We start from the raw sequence: 17,328 nt of genomic DNA on the forward strand, positions 1-17,328 counted from the left end.
ATCATTTTACTAGTATCAAGTTACATTTCCGTAACAAAAAAAGGTGTCTCTACCCGGCGAGACACCTTTTCCCCCTTACTACTTATTCAAGATTGGTGGCTCCGTTTCTTCCGGAGATAACTCACGAAGCAACGTAGGCACTAAATGGTCATATCCGTCCTTCTTCTCCAGCTTGATAGCATAAAGTGTTTGCATCGCTTGGTGGTCTTCAGCACGGAATTTCATTTTACCTTTTGGTGTATCAAACTCCATTCCCTCCATCGCTGCGATTAAAGCATCGGCATCCGTCGAACCTGCCTTCTTAATTCCCTCTACAATCGAGATTGCAGCTGACATACCACCCGCTGTGAACAAGTCGGGTACCGAGTTAAAACGCTTCTTGTGCTCCTCCACCAACCACGAATTAATCTTGTTATCTGGAAGCTCATTGTAATAAACGCTGAATCCTTCCATTCCTTCTAAGTTGCTCATCGTCTTCAATGCGGCAATATCCGGTGCCCCTGTAGAAATCTTAATTCCCTTCTCAGGAAGCTTCATATCGATTAGATTCTTCCAAGGAGCATTGGCCCCCGCCCAAATCACAAACACATAATCCGGTTTAGCATCAATAATTTTCTGTACATTCGCTGTAAAATCAGTTGCCTTAGGATCTGCAAATTCTTCTAGAACAATATCTGCGCCAAGCTTCTTCGCCACACTCACAAAAGCAGCCGTACCATCCCGTCCGAAAGCATAATCCGGCGCTAGGGTAGCAATTTTCACCCCTGGCCCCGCAATCGCTGCCGCTCCAGCGGCTGCATCCTGAGAAGAGTTGCGCGCGGTACGGAAAATATGACGGTTCCACTCCGATCCCGTAATACTATCGGCAACAGCCGGTTCTACGACCATTACTTTATTAAACTCTTCTACTAAGGGAAGAATGGCTAGCGTATCCGCCGAGCTGGCACTTCCGACAAGAAGATCGACATTGTCCTGTTCTAGCAGCTTCGTTGCCTTTTGCACCGCGATATCCGGTTTCGTTTGCGTGTCCTCCACTACAATCTCAATCTTGCGGCCGTCAATCTCCCGCTTGCCGTCCGTTGCATAATCAATCCCTAATTCAAAGCCGTTCAACATCTGATTCCCGTAAGCCTCAAGGACTCCCGTCTTCGATGTAACAATTCCAATCTTAATCGGAGCTTGTTCCGTCGATCCCGTTGCCGCTTCATTTCCTCCGCCGCCACAGGCTGTCACGAGCATCATGGATGCTGTGAGAATGCTAGCAAAAAGGCGTTTCATATACCTTTCCCCCCTCTGTTAAATGTTTACTTATTTTATATAAAATGGAAGTTACACCAAAGTTACAACACCTGAAGCTGGTGAACGATCTGTTTTCGATCGATTTTCCCGATGGGGGTCTTGGCAAGCTCTTCAACGAAAAAGATTTTCTTCGGAACCTTGTACCTTCCTAAGTGGGAAGCGACATACTCCGCCACCTCTTGCTCCAAGATCCTCTCGCCCGTCTTTAACACGATAGCCGCAGACACGACTTCTCCCCACTTCGGATCAGGTAATCCTACCACAGCCACCTCATCTATAGATGGATGCTGGTCTAGTAAATGCTCGATTTCTTGTGGATAGACATTTTCCCCGCCCGTAATGATCATATCCTTCTTTCGCCCCACGATATAATAGTAGCCCTCCACATCGCGCTTCGCTAAATCGCCCGTTTGAAGCCAACCATCTTGCTTAGCTAGTCTTGTTTCCTCGGGCTTATTATAGTAGTAATCGAAAACATGATGCCCCTGAATATAGAGCTCCCCCACCTCGTTGGGCTTGACTTCTTCTCCCGTCTCACCCACAATCTTCACCTGTGAGTGAAACATCGGCTTTCCCACCGAGCCACGCTTCCTTAACGCATCCAACGGATGAATATAATAGTTATTCGGCCCAGCTTCCGTTAACCCATACCCTTCTTTAAATCGCAACCCTCGCTTCTCGAAGACTTCATAGATGGAATGCGGACAAGGCGCACCACCGGACAAGAAGGTATGAACAGTTTGAAACGAAGCCTCCGCGAAAGCCGGGTGAGTAATCACCATATGATACATCGTCGGCACCATGAGAACGATCGAGCAACGCTCCTCCTCTAACGTCTGAATCGCCTCAAGAGGATCAAACTTTTGTCCTAAAATGACCTTCCCACCCATATGTAGAATTGGTAGAGAGAGTGCATTTAGCCCTCCGGTATGAAACATTGGCAGATACGTCAGGGTAATATCTTCCTCTTTAATACCCCAACTGACAATCGTGTTAATCGAATTCCAAAACACATTTTTATGAGAGAGAACAACTCCCTTCGGCCTCCCCGTTGTCCCTCCCGTATAAATAATCAAATACGGGTCCTCGAGTCCAACTGACTCACTTAGATCAATAGGTCCCCCAGCTTCATCCACATACTCATCTGTACTGTAGGCCGAGATATTCCCCGGAAGCGTACTCTGCATGGATGGATGATAAAACAATAGCTTCGGTTGGCAATCTTCCAATATGTAATCCCACTCCGCTACCCCTAGGCGAAAGTTAAGAGGAACAAAAATTGCTCCCATCCTCCCGCAAGCAAACAGCAACTCTAAGCAGCCTACAGCATTCGGTGAAATTAAGGCAACTCGATCCCCTTTTTTTACCCCTTGTTTTTGCAAAAAGCCTACAGCCCGCCACACTCGCTCATCGAGTTGAAGAAAAGTCCAGCGACTGCCTGTACCTAACTCCACAACCGCCTCCCGATCAGGGGTCAAGCGCGCTCGGCTTGATAACCAATCTGTCTCCCACATCACGTTTTTCTCGCCCCACTTTTCGAATAGATAATCTGTACTGCTAGTGTACTTGAGCGGAGTTTCAATTGAGTTACAGACTTTTTCCGGGATAAAAAAAGCCCGCCAACCATGGCGAGCTCAAAACACCGATTCTACTTTTCCTGTCTTTATTTCAACCTCATACCATCCACGAGTGGCCGTATGCTGTCCTACCAGATCGTAGACATGAATGACATAGAAATCTCCATCCACATGATCCAATTCCACAATCGTCTTTGAGCTTTTTGCTATATTGGCATGCTTCCTCACTAGGTCTTCCGCTTGTTGAATTGATACTTGCCCTGATTCGGCTATATTAACGGTCTGTTCCATCCCGTTCCATTCCACTGTAGCCTCGAATGCCTCCGCCATGGCGCGAACAGGAGCTATCGCTCTTCCATTCACCACCTGCACGGGCCCTGGCAATCTCAATGATTTTCCGTTCACGATCGCTCGGTTGGACCCTACTTGAAGGACTACTTGCTTCGAACCCTTCACGGCTGTGACGTTCTTCATCCTTCTATCCCATGAAACGGTTGCTCCGAGTGCTTCTAGTGTTTCCCTAGCCGGGGCAAACACTGTACCCTTCTCCATAAAAGCAGCCTGTCCAAACTCTAGCGATTTTCCGTTCCACTTGAGTTCTACTACCTTTGATTCAGCTTGTCCGACGAGAGAGACCAATAACCATACCACAAGTCCAACTAGGAGAGAGACCACTTTTCGATTCATCATTACAAGCCCCCGTTCTCATGTTCTATTACTATATATCTATGATAGACAAGAGAAACCTAGAACCGGAACGGCTAGAGCAAGGACAAGTAAAAAAACTTCCTCGATAAGAAGAAGTTTCATGAACGTTTGCTGGGCTTCATAGGGTCAGTCCCTATTTAGTTCGTATCCCTCGTCAATACTTCTTTTCCTACTTTAGCTAAGGCTTGCTGACCCTCTTCGGATGGATGAATATCCGCCGCTTGAATTCTCACATACTGTTTCTGTTGTCCAGAGAAGGCACGATAAGCATCAGCAATATGTACATCATGGGTCTGTGCGGCTGCCCATCGGTAGAAAAAGTTTAAAGGCTGTAGAATGGATTCGCTCGCCTGAAATACTCTCATATCAGAAGGAAATGGATTATACAAGGTATATAAAACAATGGGAGCATCGGTCTCCTGCCTAATTTCCTTCATGATGGCTGGCAGATGAGTCATAATACCCATGACAGATGGGAACATCCCCTTGATCTCCTCTTCCGTCGGTTGGTAGGAAGTATTTTGTTTCAGCTTAAGGATGATCCCGGACATGGCCTTTAATAAGTCATTGCTGCCAATATAGAGGACGACCGAATCTGCCTTTTTTAAAGCCTCTTTGTAAGATGGGGTCTTTAAGGCTTTTAACAGGTCTGCTGTAGTCCACCCCGGAACGCCTAGATTATCAACTTGGTAGTCTAACTCAGCTCCTATCAAGTACGGAAAGGCATGATCCGAGGGTTGAAGTGTGGTATTTTCAAGGTGATATCCCGTGACAATAGAATCTCCTAGAACGACTAGCTTTTTCTTAGGAGTATTCTCATTCGCGCTAACTACCAGTAGATTTGAAAACAAAAGAAAAAACAATACGATTCCACTTAAAATCGGTTTTGGCATATCCTACCTCCTCCCTACTCTATCATTATACCTTAACATCTAAAGTTAAAAAACTAGTCTTAAAGAACTGCAATTCCAATTATTTTAAAATACTGAATAATACCCATATACTTTATTTGCAAAATATAACATAATTTTAAAAAAAGAGTTGAAAACGTTGTCATTCTAGGGGGTAATTTATGAAAAAGCTAAAAAAATCATTGTTAGCCAGTCTTGCCTTGTCTCTTTCCTGTGCGGTTTTACCAGCCTTCGGTTCGACAACCGATGCGAGCGTAGGGGATACTTATTATGTAGACGTAGCCGTATCTACTCAATGGACGACGAATGGAAGGCATCTAGCGCGTGATATTGACGCTCCATCTCTAAGTAATCCAGTCGATCTACGACAATGGAATGCAAACATGGAAGACTCCGAGGTCAGACGATGGCTGACAGGGAAGCTAGAAACGCAAGCGGTATATGGATCAAAAGTAGTCGTGTTGCAAGAGGCAGGGGATTGGGTCCAAGTAGCCGTGGAAGGTCAACCTACTCCACGTCATAACTTAGGTTATCCTGGGTGGATGCCGAAAGCTCAATTAACAGACGACGATCGCTTGGATGGAATGGCAGACAAACCTTTCATCATGGTCACTAGCAATACCGCTTGGTTATATGATGGACGAGCTCTCAACGATCCTTTCATGGAAATTAGCTTCAATACCAGACTCCCGGTCATGAAGGATTTTGGTGATGTGGTGATGGTGGCAACTCCGGATGATGGCAATAAGTTTATTAGCAAAGAGGATGTCGCTGTGTATCAAACCGAAGCCGATTTCCCTGAGGCTACTCCAGAAAAATTGATTGAAACCGCCAAGCAATTCTTAGGGCTTCGTTACCTATGGGCTGGTGTTTCCGGATTCGGCTTTGACTGCTCTGGTTTCACTCATACCATTCATAAGGCTTACGGCATTACCATTCCGCGCGACTCTTCAGTACAAGCTAAGCATGGAAAGGAAATTGAGAAGGATGCTATCGAGCCCGGGGACTTACTGTTCTTCGCTCGAAACAATGGAACGGGATCTGTTCACCACGTATCGATGTATATTGGTGACGGCTTAATGATTCATGCTCCGAACGCTTCTAAAAATGTAGAAATTATCCCGTTAGACACACCAGGTTATATCAACGAATTCTCTGGTGCTCGTCGTTACTGGGAACAATAGGTTTTATAGGCTGCTGAATGGCAGCCTATTTTCCTTTTGCATAACTTGAAAACAAAAGGAGTGAGTTTAATGTTGCTATTTAAAGTATCGAAAGTAAAGCCTGCCCCCCTTCCTCAACCTCACACCCACTATTTCCACACCATAAGCTCAAGTCACGAGGGACATACCCACTTCATTCAAGCCTTTACTTTTCCCGTCAACGGAACTTCTACGGATGACCATTTCCACACCTTTAAAGGAGTCACACCCAATGAACACGGCCATCAATTATTTTTTACCGGCATTACAGGTCCTGCTATCCCTCTCCCCGATGGCTCTCACATTCATGAAGTGGTTGGCAGCGTCTCAAGGGACGTACAAGGCAGGCCTACCCATACCCATGAATTTAAAGCTCTTACCGGCAGACCACTTGGTCAGGAACCACCCGGTTGGTAAGGTCAAGCCATAACGGACTGACAGCTTGCCCTCTATTCCAACTCTACCAAATCCTGTATACTAAAAACAGAAAAGTTTCATAGATCCTAGGAGGCTCCAACCATGACAAAGAAGAGGCTTATCACCACTCTAACTGCAGCAACCATTGCCCTAACCACCCTAACAACTCCCTGGGTTCCTTTTCACCCAACGGTCGTACAAGCGGCAACTGAAGCTTTGCAACCTCCCGATTTCTCATCCCGTGCCGAGATTCCGAATCGATATAAATGGAAGACAGAGCATATCTATGCAAATCAACAAACTTGGGAAGAAGACGCTTCTAAGCTTGAGACACTTGCCGAAGAATTCCTCCAACATCAAGGAAAGATCGGTCAATCCCCTTCTTACTTTAAGGAGATCCTTAATGATTATTCCGAGCTCCTCCAACTTTGCGATAAGCTCTATGTTTTTGCTAATCTATCTTTTGATGTCCATCAGGATAACCCTGAACTGCAGGAACTTGCGGATCGGGCCGACCGACTCTATGATCTAGTAACGGAGAAAACCTCCTGGTTTAACTCTGAACTCGCAGAGCTGCCTGAAGAAACGGTAGAAAAGTACTTAACGTCCAATGAACTAGCAACTTATCGATTATTTATTGAGAGCAGTCTTGAATTTAAGGAGCATACTTTAGCAAGAGATGCTGAGGCTTTACTTGCTCAGACTTCTCCTTTAATGGGGGTGCCTGAGGGCGTCTTTTCGATGTTCTCTAAGGATCTCAAGCTGCCAGCCATTAAAGATGAAAACGGACAAATGGTCCAGCTTACACCAGCTAATTATGTCTCCTTTTTAGAGAGCCCAGATCCTGAGGTGCGTAAGGCTGCCTTTCAAGCCTACTACCACACCTTAGAAGATTTCCAAGATACTTGGGCACAGATCCTAGCTGGGCAGGTTAAGGCAAATAACTTCTATGCGAAGGCTCGAAAATTTAACAGTGCCTTAGAATCCAGCCTCTTATCCAACGGGGTTCCCCCTGAAGTTTATGAGGAGCTGATTGATACGGTAAACCAGCATCTTCCTCTCCTGCATCGTTACGTTGAACTGCGTAAGAGAATGCTGGGTTTAGAAGAATTGCACATGTACGATCTTATCCTCCCTATAGTGGATTCAAACTATGATTATATTCCCTATGAACAAGCTCGAGAGATGGTGCTAAAGGGATTGAAGCCTCTAGGGGATGAGTATCTGCAAGTGCTTAAAGCGGGAATGCAGAACGGTTGGGTTGACGTTTATTCTACGGAAGATAAGCGTTCGGGGGCCTACCAGTGGGGGGCCTATGATACACATCCCTACGTGCTTCTTAACTATCAAGGAACGTATGAGGATGTCTTAACCCTTGCACATGAACTGGGTCATGCCATGCAAACCTATTATACGAACCGGAAGCAGCCTTACCTCTATTCCAACTATCCTATTTTTACAGCGGAAGTTGCTTCCACCATGAATGAAACTCTTATGTTCAAGAGCATGTATGCATTAGCTCAAACTAATCAAGAGAAAATGTATCTACTCAATCAATATCTTGACAGCTTCCGTTCCGCCTTGTTCCGCCAAACCATGCTAGCAGAATTTGAGAAGCTCATCCACGAGCAGGAACAAGCAGGTGCCGCTTTAACCGCGGAAGCTATGAAACAGTGGTACCTCGATATAAACCAAAAATACTATGGACCGTCCATGATCTCGGATGAAGAAGTTGCCATGGAATGGGCCCGCATTCCTCACTTGTATTGGGACTTTTACGTCTACCAATATGCTACGAGCTTTGCTGCTTCCGCCGCTTTAGCTAACCAAGTACTTGAGGAAGGGAAACCTGCCGTAGATCGCATTCGCGATAACTTCCTATCCGCCGGAAGCTCAGACGGCCCGCTACAGGTCTTACAAGCAGCTGGAGTGGACATGTCCACTTCACAACCGATTGTTGACGCGATGAAGATATTCGAGGAGACACTCGACGAATTGGAAAGATTAATAGAAGAAACAGAAATCAAGATTAAGGTCAATGGCGAGAAATTATCCCTAGATCAGGCTCCCCTTCAACAGGAAGGCAGAACTCTCGTCCCTGTTCGTTCGATAGCCGAAGCGCTTGGTGCTACGGTGTCTTGGGAGAACGACCAAACCATCTTGATAAAAAAGGAAAACCTGACAGTCACGATTAAACCAGACTCGACTGAGGCCATTGTTAATGGAAAAACGATAAAGCTAGATATACCTGCCCGACTCGCAGCCGGCCGGACATACGTGCCCACACGATTGGTAAGCGAGGCATTAGGAGCCAGCGTGGAGTGGGACGAGCAGAATAGGACCGTAGTGGTTGAGGGTAAGTAGACTTGGAATGAACTAATTTAATATACAAAGGGCGATTTCAATTGAATGAAATCGCCCTTTCTTTTCATTATTATTGATCAATACGATCCCATGCAACTTTGCCAAAATGCTTAGCTACCGGAACGATATCTGCCATATCGATCTTCTGGTCTTTATTTACATCATATACTCCGTTTGCAGCAGCAACCGATTTCTCAAATTGCTTCGCGATATGGGTAATATCTACAATGTCAATCGCGCCATCTTGGGTAAAGTCACCGACTAATAATGTCATGTTAGGCAGCTGAGCTTGATCTCCGTTTATGGCGATTTGCTTTCCTGCACGCAGGTATCCGTCCTTATTAACAGTTAGCAAATAGTCACCAGAAGCTGGTACTGACATCGTATAGTTACCGTTGCTTCCAGTAGCTGCACTTCCTACTACTTGTTGACCGGATAATAAGCGCACGGTAAATCCATCTAGCTTGTCGCTTGCTAACCCTTGGTAGCTTGGTACTCCGACCTGACCACTAACCGTTTGACCTTTTGCAATAGAAATAGAAGCCGGTTGAGTTTGGAACTCGAGGTCTGCATTTTCGCTATTTAGTAACTGGATATTTGAGGCTAAAGGTCTCAATTCGGTCGTACCCTCTGATCCCTCTTTTGCCTTGAAACGCACGGTAGCCAGAACACCATTACCTTCTACCCCTTGAACATCTCCAAGCTGAGCTACAGCGAATGAAATCACTCCATTCACATTGTCCGCCTCATTTTTCACAAGGATTCCATTCAGCATGCTTCCTGGATTTAGCTGAATCCCCTCTTCTGTCTCGTTAGCATCAATCACTTCAAGCTTGCTTGGATCAAACTCGATTCGTACAGAAGCACCATACAAATCAGACATATTCTTCAATGAGATTGCAGCATCAAATTCGCCTAATTCTGTTGTTGAATTTGGAGCATTCAATTCCAAAGCAGGAGAAACGTTGGTCTCATCTTTAATCCCAATAGCCGCTCCCTCACGTCGAGAATCAGCTGCTCCGTAGAAGATTCCATTTTCATGGTCGATTAAAATACTTTGTACATTCCCGGTCTCAGCAGCACTCGAATTAAACGTGTGACCTTTAGTAGTCAAGGCATCTTTGACGTCTTGCGGAATACCTAATTCCCAACGAATACTACTTGTATGAGTATTTTGGATTCGTGGTTCTTCAATCGCTTCTTTTAATTCCATACCATGATCTAAAACATTCAAGATTACTTGTGTAACGGAAGCCATGATCGTAGCTCCCCCTGGAGAACCTACTGTTAATACCGGCTTCCCGTCCTTTAGCATCATTGTAGGAGACATACTGCTCAATGGTCTCTTATTAGGCTGCACTTCATTGGCTCCGCCTGGTCTTGCATCGAAATCCGTTAACTCGTTATTCAACATAATCCCGTATCCTGGAACCATGATTCCCGTACCAAATACTTGTTCAATGGTGGTCGTGTAGGCGACTACATTTCCCCACTTATCTGCAACGGTAAAGTGAGTCGTCTGCCCAATAGGGTTCTCTTCCTGCGCTACAACGTCCATTGGTTGATCTGTATCTTCATACTTCCACGGATCGCCCTCTACACCAGTCTTAATCACATCATCCATATTGATTAAAGCTTGGCGCTCCGCGATATAGTCTGGATGCAACATCCCTTTCATTGGTACATCCACATACTGCGGATCACCAATATATGCTGCACGGTCGGCATAAGCTAAACGCATCGCATTGATGAGCAAGTGGTACTTCTCCGCAGAACGAGGACCGTATTGACTGACGTCAAAGCCATCCAATAATTTAAGAAGCTGTAATACCGTCAATCCACCAGAACTAGGAGGCGGCATGCTGGCTACTTGATAGCCTCTGTACTCATCCCATAGCGGACGATCTTCTGTAATTACGTAGTTTCTTAAATCTTCTGCTGTCATACTTCCACCGTATTGCTGAACAACCTGAGCAATGGCTTCTCCGATTTCACCATTGTAATATACATCCGCACCATGCTGTTGGATCAGTTTAAAGGTCTTTGCAAGGTCAGGCTGGATGAGCCATTGACCGGCTTGTACAGGAACTCCTCCTGGTACAAAAACATCCTTCGCTGCTGACTTCTCCAATTTCGTTTTATGGTCACGAGCCGCTTCCGCTAATTGATTGTCCACCTCAAAACCTTCTTCAGCCAATTTGATAGCTGGAGCAATTAATTCTGCTAGAGGCTTGGTACCCCACTTATCTACTGCTGTTTCCAACCCCTTCAATGTTCCTGGTACACCTACTGCATTACCATGTTGGGATCTGGTTGAAAAAGGAATAATTCCTCCAGATGGTGTAAGAAACATATCTGGCTTTGCCCCTGCAGGAGCTCGTTCACGACTGTTAAGGATGGTGATATCTTGTGAATCCTTATCGTACACCATCATGAAGCCGCCGCCGCCAATTCCCGACATCATAGGCTCTACAACATTAAGGGCAAATTGTACGGCTACGGCCGCATCCATGGCATTCCCGCCAGCCTTTAATATCTCAGCACCTACACGGGTAGCTAGCGGTTGGGATGTGACCACCATTCCTTCTGTTCCTGTATCTACTTCACTAAATTGATCATAGACAGAGCCAGCTGCTTGAGTAGACATCACATTGATTGGGCTAATTGTGAAGACGAGCGTTAAACTAGTAACGACAGCAAACATCTTGCGCCATTTTACTTTTATCATGCTTTCCTCCTCTTAAATAGTTGTTTTATGGTTGGATTGTCAGGTTTAAAGATTCTAGTGAATCCATGCTCATTTCTTTCACATCAGAATTCAGAAATTTTTCAGACTCAATTTGAATGGCCGAAGCCGATGCTGACTGTCCTTCCTTTACCTTCACCACGAAGCTAAACAATTCTTCCTTATTCGCGTTTATCCCTTTGCGATCTCTCAATAAAGAAGCCGCGTAAACAATCGTTCCTTTGGAATTATCCACATTCTCTGCAGCAACCAGAGATGTATTCAACTGACTATTGGAGAGTTGAAGTTTTGCATCGTTTTCAACCTGCAACTTAACCGGGTCGAATTTGATCTTGAGCTGCCCGGAATATAAATCCTTTGCTGAAACGGATACTTTTACGATGGTACTCTCACCCGGCTTTAGTGTTGCTTTATCCGCACTGATAAAGATGCCTGACTGACTCGGATCTGGATCTGGATCTGGATCTGGATCTGGATCTGAATCTGAATCTGGACCTGGACCTGGACTAGGGCTTGGTAACTTAATAGTTACTCCATCTGGCGTATCCACTTTATCCGGTCTTCTTTCGAAGCTAACCCCATTCACATTTACCTTTGCAGACTTCACCGTTCCTGGTCCTGTCACTTTGGAAGGAGCATCCACTGTCATGTTCTCTACCGTTACCTGGGAGCCTAGCTTGATTTCGGTATTTTTAGCGTCCTTTCCTACTTCCATTGTCCCGATCTTTCCGGATACAACATCCACCTTACTGTTGGGAACATTTAGTTGAAGCTTATCTACGTTTCCTGCAATCGTCACAACGGACTGTTGACCCTTTTGATCGGTTATGATGACCGTTGTGAACCCTGATCCTTGCAAGTCCTTTTCTTCAAGTTTTGCACCCGATTCTAATTGCACTTCATCTACAGAAGTACTTCCAGAAACCTCTACTCGAACTTGACCATTCACCTTGTCAACAACCAGTACAGCTAGCGTTGAATCCTTTACGAGAATACTATTCATCCCGCCGCCGCGAACCATGGTTTTTCCTTTTACCGTAACATTAGTAAGGATGGCTTCCCCTTCTCCAATACCTTCAGCCAATATCAAGTTTCCTTCTATGACCATATGTTGAAGGGTAATCCCTGGAGATTTCACTTCAACGTCTCCTTTAACTGTTATAGGAGCTTCTTTACTTCCGCCATAGATCCCAGCTTCTTGATATGTAACCTTATGAGTACGAGTTTCCAAAACGCGATCTAAGGTAACTACGGCTTCCGCACGAGTAATCATCTGGCTAGGCCGGAACGTTTGATCGGGATAACCGCTCATGATTCCCTGCTTTAGTACAGCTCCAATAGCAGGCTTGCTCCAGGCTGCCATAGATCCCTTGTCCGTGAATTTCTCCAAGACTTCTCCTGTCTCTTCGCTACCAAGTTGTAGCAAAGAGGATACCATCGCTGCCGCTTCTTGTCGGCTCACAGGATGGTTTGGCTTCATGGTCCCATCACCGTAGCCTTTAATGTAGCCTGCTGCAATAGCCTTAGCCACTACAGAATAATGCCAGTCTGATTCTTTTACATCAGAGAATGAAATCGAGCCTGAATCAGTAAGGTCAAATGCCCGATTTGTCATTGCCATAAACTCTGCTCTTGACACAGGAGAGTTAGGTTTAAAGGCTCCATCCGGATACCCTTGGATTAGTCCCTGGTCAAGCCAGCCATGGATCTTCTTTTCCGCCCAATGGCCAGAAATATCACTTGGCTTAGCGGAGCTCGCTGCCGCCGTGGAAAAAACGGTACAAATTGCAAGTCCGATCAAGGCGATGGATTTAAGTCTCATTTGTTTAGTCTTCATTTGTACCTCCTTCATCATTAACTCATGTTATTTAAGGGAGAAGGAATCCCGGGAGAAGCCCGAAATTCCTTCTACTTATTTAGTTCAATTCAAAATTAAGAACTGCCGATACGATGTCATCTAATAAGATATGACCGTCTTTGTTCACATCAAACTTATCATTCTCCCCGTTAGGCGTCTTCTCGAATGCTTGAGCAATCAATTGAACATCGACGATGTTGATGATTTCATCTGCATTGAAGTCACCCACACGAAGAACTAAGTTTGGCACGGTTACATCTTGACCCGCAACCACTGACGCATGCACGCGCTTATAGCCAGGAGCCGTAATCACTACAACCGCATCCCCTGTATGCTCCGTCGGAATAGAGTAAGCTCCTGTTGCATCCGTAATGGCTTCCCCAACAACTTGATCTCCTGCCTTCAACTGCACAGTGAATCCACTTAAGTCAGTCAAACGGTTTCCTTTAGATAAGGAAATCGTTCCAGATACAGCAGGGAACGTATCAGCAACAACCACGTAGCTATTAAGCTCCGTTGGAATGATTTCATTGTTGCTGTTGCGCAAGTACGTACCTTCACTCATTGGGAGTAGACTGACTTCCCCTGTCACATTCGGCTTCACTTGCAAGCGAAGGCTAGCCAATGTACCATTTCCATTCTCGCCAACTACGTCACCTAGCTTCGTTACTGCAAAACTAATGACTCCGTTTTCCGCATCTACTGCGTTGCTGATATTGGCGCCCTTAACCCAGCTTCCAGGCTGAATCTGAACTCCGTCCTCGTTCGGATTCATATCCACAACTTCCAATTTTGCAGGATCATACTGCAATTTAAAGGAAGCTCCATACAGATCTACAGCGTTATCCAAGTTCACTTGAACATCAAAGGCTTTTCCAGGCAGAACTCTTGCAGGTCCGTTCATCTTCAGACTGCTCGTTGGAGTTGGGATGTTGAACTCACTTTCCACCATCGCGCTTCCACCACCGCGACGAACGGGCTCAGCTACCGCTTGTACACGTCCATCTGGCAAGAAAGCAATTCCCGTTACAGAACCAATCCCTTGAACGAGTCCAGAAGTTTCAAATCTCTGGCCACGTTGTTGAAGAGCTAGGTATTCTGGTGTCCCTACAAAAGCTGACTCCACTACTGTGTTTCCTGATCTTAAATTTCTCTGGGACAAACGTGGAGAAGCCACAGCTTCAGGCAATGTCATACCAAAATCTAAATGGTTGACTAAAACTTGCAATATTGTCGTGATAATCGTTGCACTTCCTGGAGCCCCTGCCGTCATGACTGGTTTTCCATCCTTCATCACGATGGTTGGGGACATACTGCTAAGGTTTCTCATTCCTGGCTTAGGAGCATTCGGGTCTCCAGGTCCTGAAACGGATGGAATGCGTCCAGATAAGCCATCATTTAATATAAATCCGTAACCAGGTACAACCATTCCGTTACCACCAATGGATACAATCGTGTTCGTGTAGGCTACGATGTTTCCTTCTTTATCGGATACGGATAAATGGATCGTTTCGGTATCAGCATCTTTCTTTTCTACTGGCAGTGGAGGCTCTTCGGGTTCAACCGCGCTAACCTCTTCTGCTGGAGCTGGTTCCTCTTGGACGGATGGCTCAACATCCGCACTTGCAGGTTCTGTGCTCTCTTCAACTACCTCGGTAGGTTCTAGCACAACCGGTTCAACCCCGGGATCGAAGCCTAGTGCAAAAGCATCTCCCTCTAATTCAGGTTCCTGATCTAAGTTCGTGACGGATAGATTGCCCAATAAGAAGGTACCGCCTTGATCATTTTGCCATTCCATGGCGCTAATCATAAAGCGTCCAGGAGTAGTTACATTCGTATCTGTAATATCAATGTCCCAAGCCGCAGGCTCTTCTTCACCATGCTTCCAGAACTTTGCCTTAATCTGATCATCAACGACTCTAAAGCGCAACCATTGCCACTCTGTTGTACTCTCACGAGAGATTTCGATAGGATATGCAATCTTCTCCTGTCCCGTTTTCGTCTGCATGACTTTAATTAAGTCATCCCCTGTACGGATCTCGAGACCATATCCATTCGCTGGTGTGGTGGAGCTTCCCCAGTTATCTGAACGCAACCAGAACCGTAGTCGGCGATCCACACCCAAATCTTCAATCTTAAATGGAATAAGCAGTTCGCTGTTTACTGAAGGTTCCATTTGAGCTGTTGCACGAGCCCAATCTAGACGTGTTCCCGGTATCTGAATTCGCCCATGTCCACCATAAACATCAACAGTAACCGCATCGTTTTTGCCTTCCACGATAAAGCTTGACGGATCCCATGCTGTTCCGTCTGCCCCATCAAATCGGTAAGAGAAGCTCTCAGCAGGATCTACCGGATCCTTCAATTCCTTAACATTGATGTCCCCAATTTGGAAGCTTCCTCCGCCGCCATCTCTAAACTCTAATGAACTAAGAAGGAATAAGCCTTTACCGCTGATATTGCTGTCATTTGTTTGAAGGTCCCAATTCTCCGGTTCAGATTCACTGTCCGTCCATAGCTTTACAGACAGTTCATCGCCCTTCACACTATAGCGCAGCCATTGCCAGTCCGTTGAACGAGCTCGGTCAATGACCCCAATCTCCGTCAAGCTGCCGTTAATATAGCGTATCAATCGTACCTTATCATCTGTAGTACGAAGCTCTACACCATATCCATTTAACGGAGTCGTGATATTATTCCATCCATCCGCTCTCAACCAGAGTCTTAAACGACGATCAGCGCCCAGATCATCCATTTTGAACGGGATAAGAAGCTCACCATCCGCTATCGGCTCCATATTCGGAGTAGCCCGTCCATAAGAATTGCGTCGATCCGCAAGTGTGATACGGCCTTTTCCATCTATGGTATCGAAGGTGGCATCCGCACTGTTTTCTACAACCAGCTGTTTAGGATCCCATTCACCACCTGTAAAGCTAAATGCGAACCCGCCTTTTTGCGGCTTAACCTTTGGTTCAGGCCATAGATCAGGATCGGCATCATAAGGCCATGGATTCCCCGGTGCTACTTTTCCTACAGAGGCTGTTGGTCCAATTTCTTGACGACGCTCCTCCGCATATCCCTTTGTCAACATGCCCGTTACAGGAATCGTGGCGAAAGCAGGGTCCTCTAGATACTTATCCCTGTCAGCAAACGCATAACGGGAAGCTTCAATATAGTAATGAAGTGCTTCTTCACGAGGCATTCCCGAAAGGTCGTACGCCTCAAGGATATTTAAGGCTTCACCAATCGTTGTTCCACCACTCGAGGATGGAGGCATTCCGTAAACGTCATACCCGCGATAGTTCACTTTAACCGGGTCATATTCAACTAATTCATAATTTTTCAAATCTTCTTTTGGTAGATTACCAGCTAGAATATGAAAAGAAGGTGAGGCTACCTTAGGTGGATTGTTAATGGTATCTACTATCGCGTCCGCGATTTCCCCTTCGTAAAACACCTGACTGCCACGCTCTCCGATTAGCCTATAAGCTTGGGCTAAATCTGGATTCTTCAATATACTCCCTGCTGGAGGAACTTCACCATTCTCATTCAGATAAATATCTCGAGTCGATTCAAAATTATTAAAGCGCTCTCGGTTCTCCGTAACTTCCCGTACAAAGTTATCGTCAATGATGAAACCTTCCTCCGCCACGCGAATGGCTGGTTCCAATACCTCTGCCAATGTCATCGTCCCATGCTCGCTCAAGGCTTTCTCCCACGCCTTGACCGCTCCTGGAACAGCAAAGGCTGGACCGCTGGATTTACGCACGGTAGATGAATATTCATTCCCGTTCTCATCTAGGAAAGAATGAGGGCCGAATGTCGAAGGTGAAATCTCACGATGATCCAAGGTTACAAATCGGTTCTCGTCAGCTAGATAAATCATCATCATACCACCGCCGCCGATTCCACCGGAGAATGGACGAGTGACGCCTTGTGCTGCTGCAGCCGCAATCGCTGCGTCTACTGCATTCCCTCCTTTAGCAAGGATCTCCATGGCAGCTCTCGATGCGTCCGGATGTTCAGTAGATGCTGCACCACCTGTACCAGTTGCCGTAGCATACTGTTCATACCATGGGTTTGTACTTGCCAGCCCCGCCACAGGAGACGCAAATAGCATTGACAGAGCAAGGTTTACGCTTATGATCTTTCGCCATTTTCTCTTAATCACAGTGCTCCTCCTTTTTTGTTATAATCACAAGATTAACACAGTTTATATAGTGGCAATCATAGGTAGCTGTTATAA

General features: G+C 45.8%; 10 protein-coding genes and 1 pseudogene. 3 read left to right on the forward strand and 8 right to left on the reverse strand.

The window, feature by feature from the left end; all coding sequences use genetic code 11:
- Positions 1–78: 78 nt before the first annotated feature.
- From EIZ39_RS20770 to EIZ39_RS20785, 4 genes are all read right to left on the reverse strand, one after another.
- Positions 79–1,278 (reverse strand): substrate-binding domain-containing protein, encoded by a 1,200-nt coding sequence (locus EIZ39_RS20770; RefSeq protein WP_129202437.1) that lies wholly within the window; start codon positions 1,276–1,278, stop codon positions 79–81.
- A gap of 62 nt (positions 1,279–1,340) precedes the next feature.
- On the reverse strand, positions 1,341–2,813 hold the full coding sequence (locus EIZ39_RS20775; protein ID WP_368666342.1) for an acyl-CoA synthetase: 1,473 nt from the start codon (positions 2,811–2,813) through the stop codon (positions 1,341–1,343).
- Between the two features lie 120 nt (positions 2,814–2,933).
- Positions 2,934–3,566, reverse strand: coding sequence for a copper amine oxidase N-terminal domain-containing protein (locus EIZ39_RS20780; protein WP_129202441.1), 633 nt, complete (start codon positions 3,564–3,566; stop codon positions 2,934–2,936).
- Positions 3,567–3,721: 155 nt separating this feature from the next.
- Positions 3,722–4,477 (reverse strand): SGNH/GDSL hydrolase family protein, encoded by a 756-nt coding sequence (locus EIZ39_RS20785; RefSeq protein WP_129202443.1) that lies wholly within the window; start codon positions 4,475–4,477, stop codon positions 3,722–3,724.
- A 179-nt stretch (positions 4,478–4,656) separates the two neighbouring features.
- Here EIZ39_RS20785 and EIZ39_RS20790 point away from each other — a divergent pair, with 179 nt between their 5' ends.
- The 3 genes from EIZ39_RS20790 (at position 4,657) to pepF (ending at position 8,478) form a co-directional block, all read left to right on the forward strand.
- Positions 4,657–5,679, forward strand: coding sequence for a C40 family peptidase (locus tag EIZ39_RS20790; RefSeq protein WP_129202445.1), 1,023 nt, complete (start codon positions 4,657–4,659; stop codon positions 5,677–5,679).
- A gap of 69 nt (positions 5,680–5,748) precedes the next feature.
- A complete protein-coding gene (locus EIZ39_RS20795) occupies positions 5,749–6,114 on the forward strand; it encodes a YmaF family protein (RefSeq protein WP_129202447.1) in 366 nt (121 codons plus the stop codon).
- Between the two features lie 102 nt (positions 6,115–6,216).
- Positions 6,217–8,478, forward strand: a complete 2,262-nt coding sequence (gene pepF, locus EIZ39_RS20800) for an oligoendopeptidase F (RefSeq protein ID WP_164985217.1) — start codon at positions 6,217–6,219, stop codon at positions 8,476–8,478.
- Between the two features lie 70 nt (positions 8,479–8,548).
- On the opposite strand, the gene EIZ39_RS27390 is transcribed toward pepF, so the two are convergent.
- The 4 genes and pseudogenes from EIZ39_RS27390 to EIZ39_RS20815 form a co-directional block, all read right to left on the reverse strand.
- Entirely contained in the window at positions 8,549–9,430 is an 882-nt protein-coding gene (locus EIZ39_RS27390) for a cohesin domain-containing protein (protein WP_255434026.1), read from the reverse strand.
- A gap of 12 nt (positions 9,431–9,442) precedes the next feature.
- Positions 9,443–11,203, reverse strand: a pseudogene (gene ggt, locus EIZ39_RS27395) (gamma-glutamyltransferase); the annotation flags it as partial.
- Positions 11,204–11,231: 28 nt separating this feature from the next.
- The gene (locus EIZ39_RS20810; protein ID WP_164985218.1) at positions 11,232–13,061 is read right to left on the reverse strand and encodes an S-layer homology domain-containing protein; all 1,830 of its coding nucleotides are present in this window, start codon (positions 13,059–13,061) and stop codon (positions 11,232–11,234) included.
- 79 nt (positions 13,062–13,140) lie between these two features.
- On the reverse strand, positions 13,141–17,253 hold the full coding sequence (locus EIZ39_RS20815; protein ID WP_129202453.1) for a gamma-glutamyltransferase: 4,113 nt from the start codon (positions 17,251–17,253) through the stop codon (positions 13,141–13,143).
- Between the last annotated feature and the right edge of the window lie 75 nt (positions 17,254–17,328).

This window comes from Ammoniphilus sp. CFH 90114 (assembly GCF_004123195.1).
Classification (GTDB): Bacteria; Bacillota; Bacilli; order Aneurinibacillales; family RAOX-1; genus YIM-78166.

Coding starts and splice junctions, on each gene's coding strand:
- EIZ39_RS20785 (WP_129202443.1), bottom strand. CDS start 4,477: ATGCCAAAACCGATTTTAAGTGGAATCGTATTGTTTTTTCTTTTGTTT.
- pepF (WP_164985217.1), top strand. CDS start 6,217: ATGACAAAGAAGAGGCTTATCACCACTCTAACTGCAGCAACCATTGCC.
- EIZ39_RS20790 (WP_129202445.1), top strand. CDS start 4,657: ATGAAAAAGCTAAAAAAATCATTGTTAGCCAGTCTTGCCTTGTCTCTT.
- EIZ39_RS20795 (WP_129202447.1), top strand. CDS start 5,749: ATGTTGCTATTTAAAGTATCGAAAGTAAAGCCTGCCCCCCTTCCTCAA.
- EIZ39_RS20775 (WP_368666342.1), bottom strand. CDS start 2,813: ATGTGGGAGACAGATTGGTTATCAAGCCGAGCGCGCTTGACCCCTGAT.
- EIZ39_RS20780 (WP_129202441.1), bottom strand. CDS start 3,566: ATGATGAATCGAAAAGTGGTCTCTCTCCTAGTTGGACTTGTGGTATGG.
- EIZ39_RS20770 (WP_129202437.1), bottom strand. CDS start 1,278: ATGAAACGCCTTTTTGCTAGCATTCTCACAGCATCCATGATGCTCGTG.
- EIZ39_RS20810 (WP_164985218.1), bottom strand. CDS start 13,061: ATGAAGACTAAACAAATGAGACTTAAATCCATCGCCTTGATCGGACTT.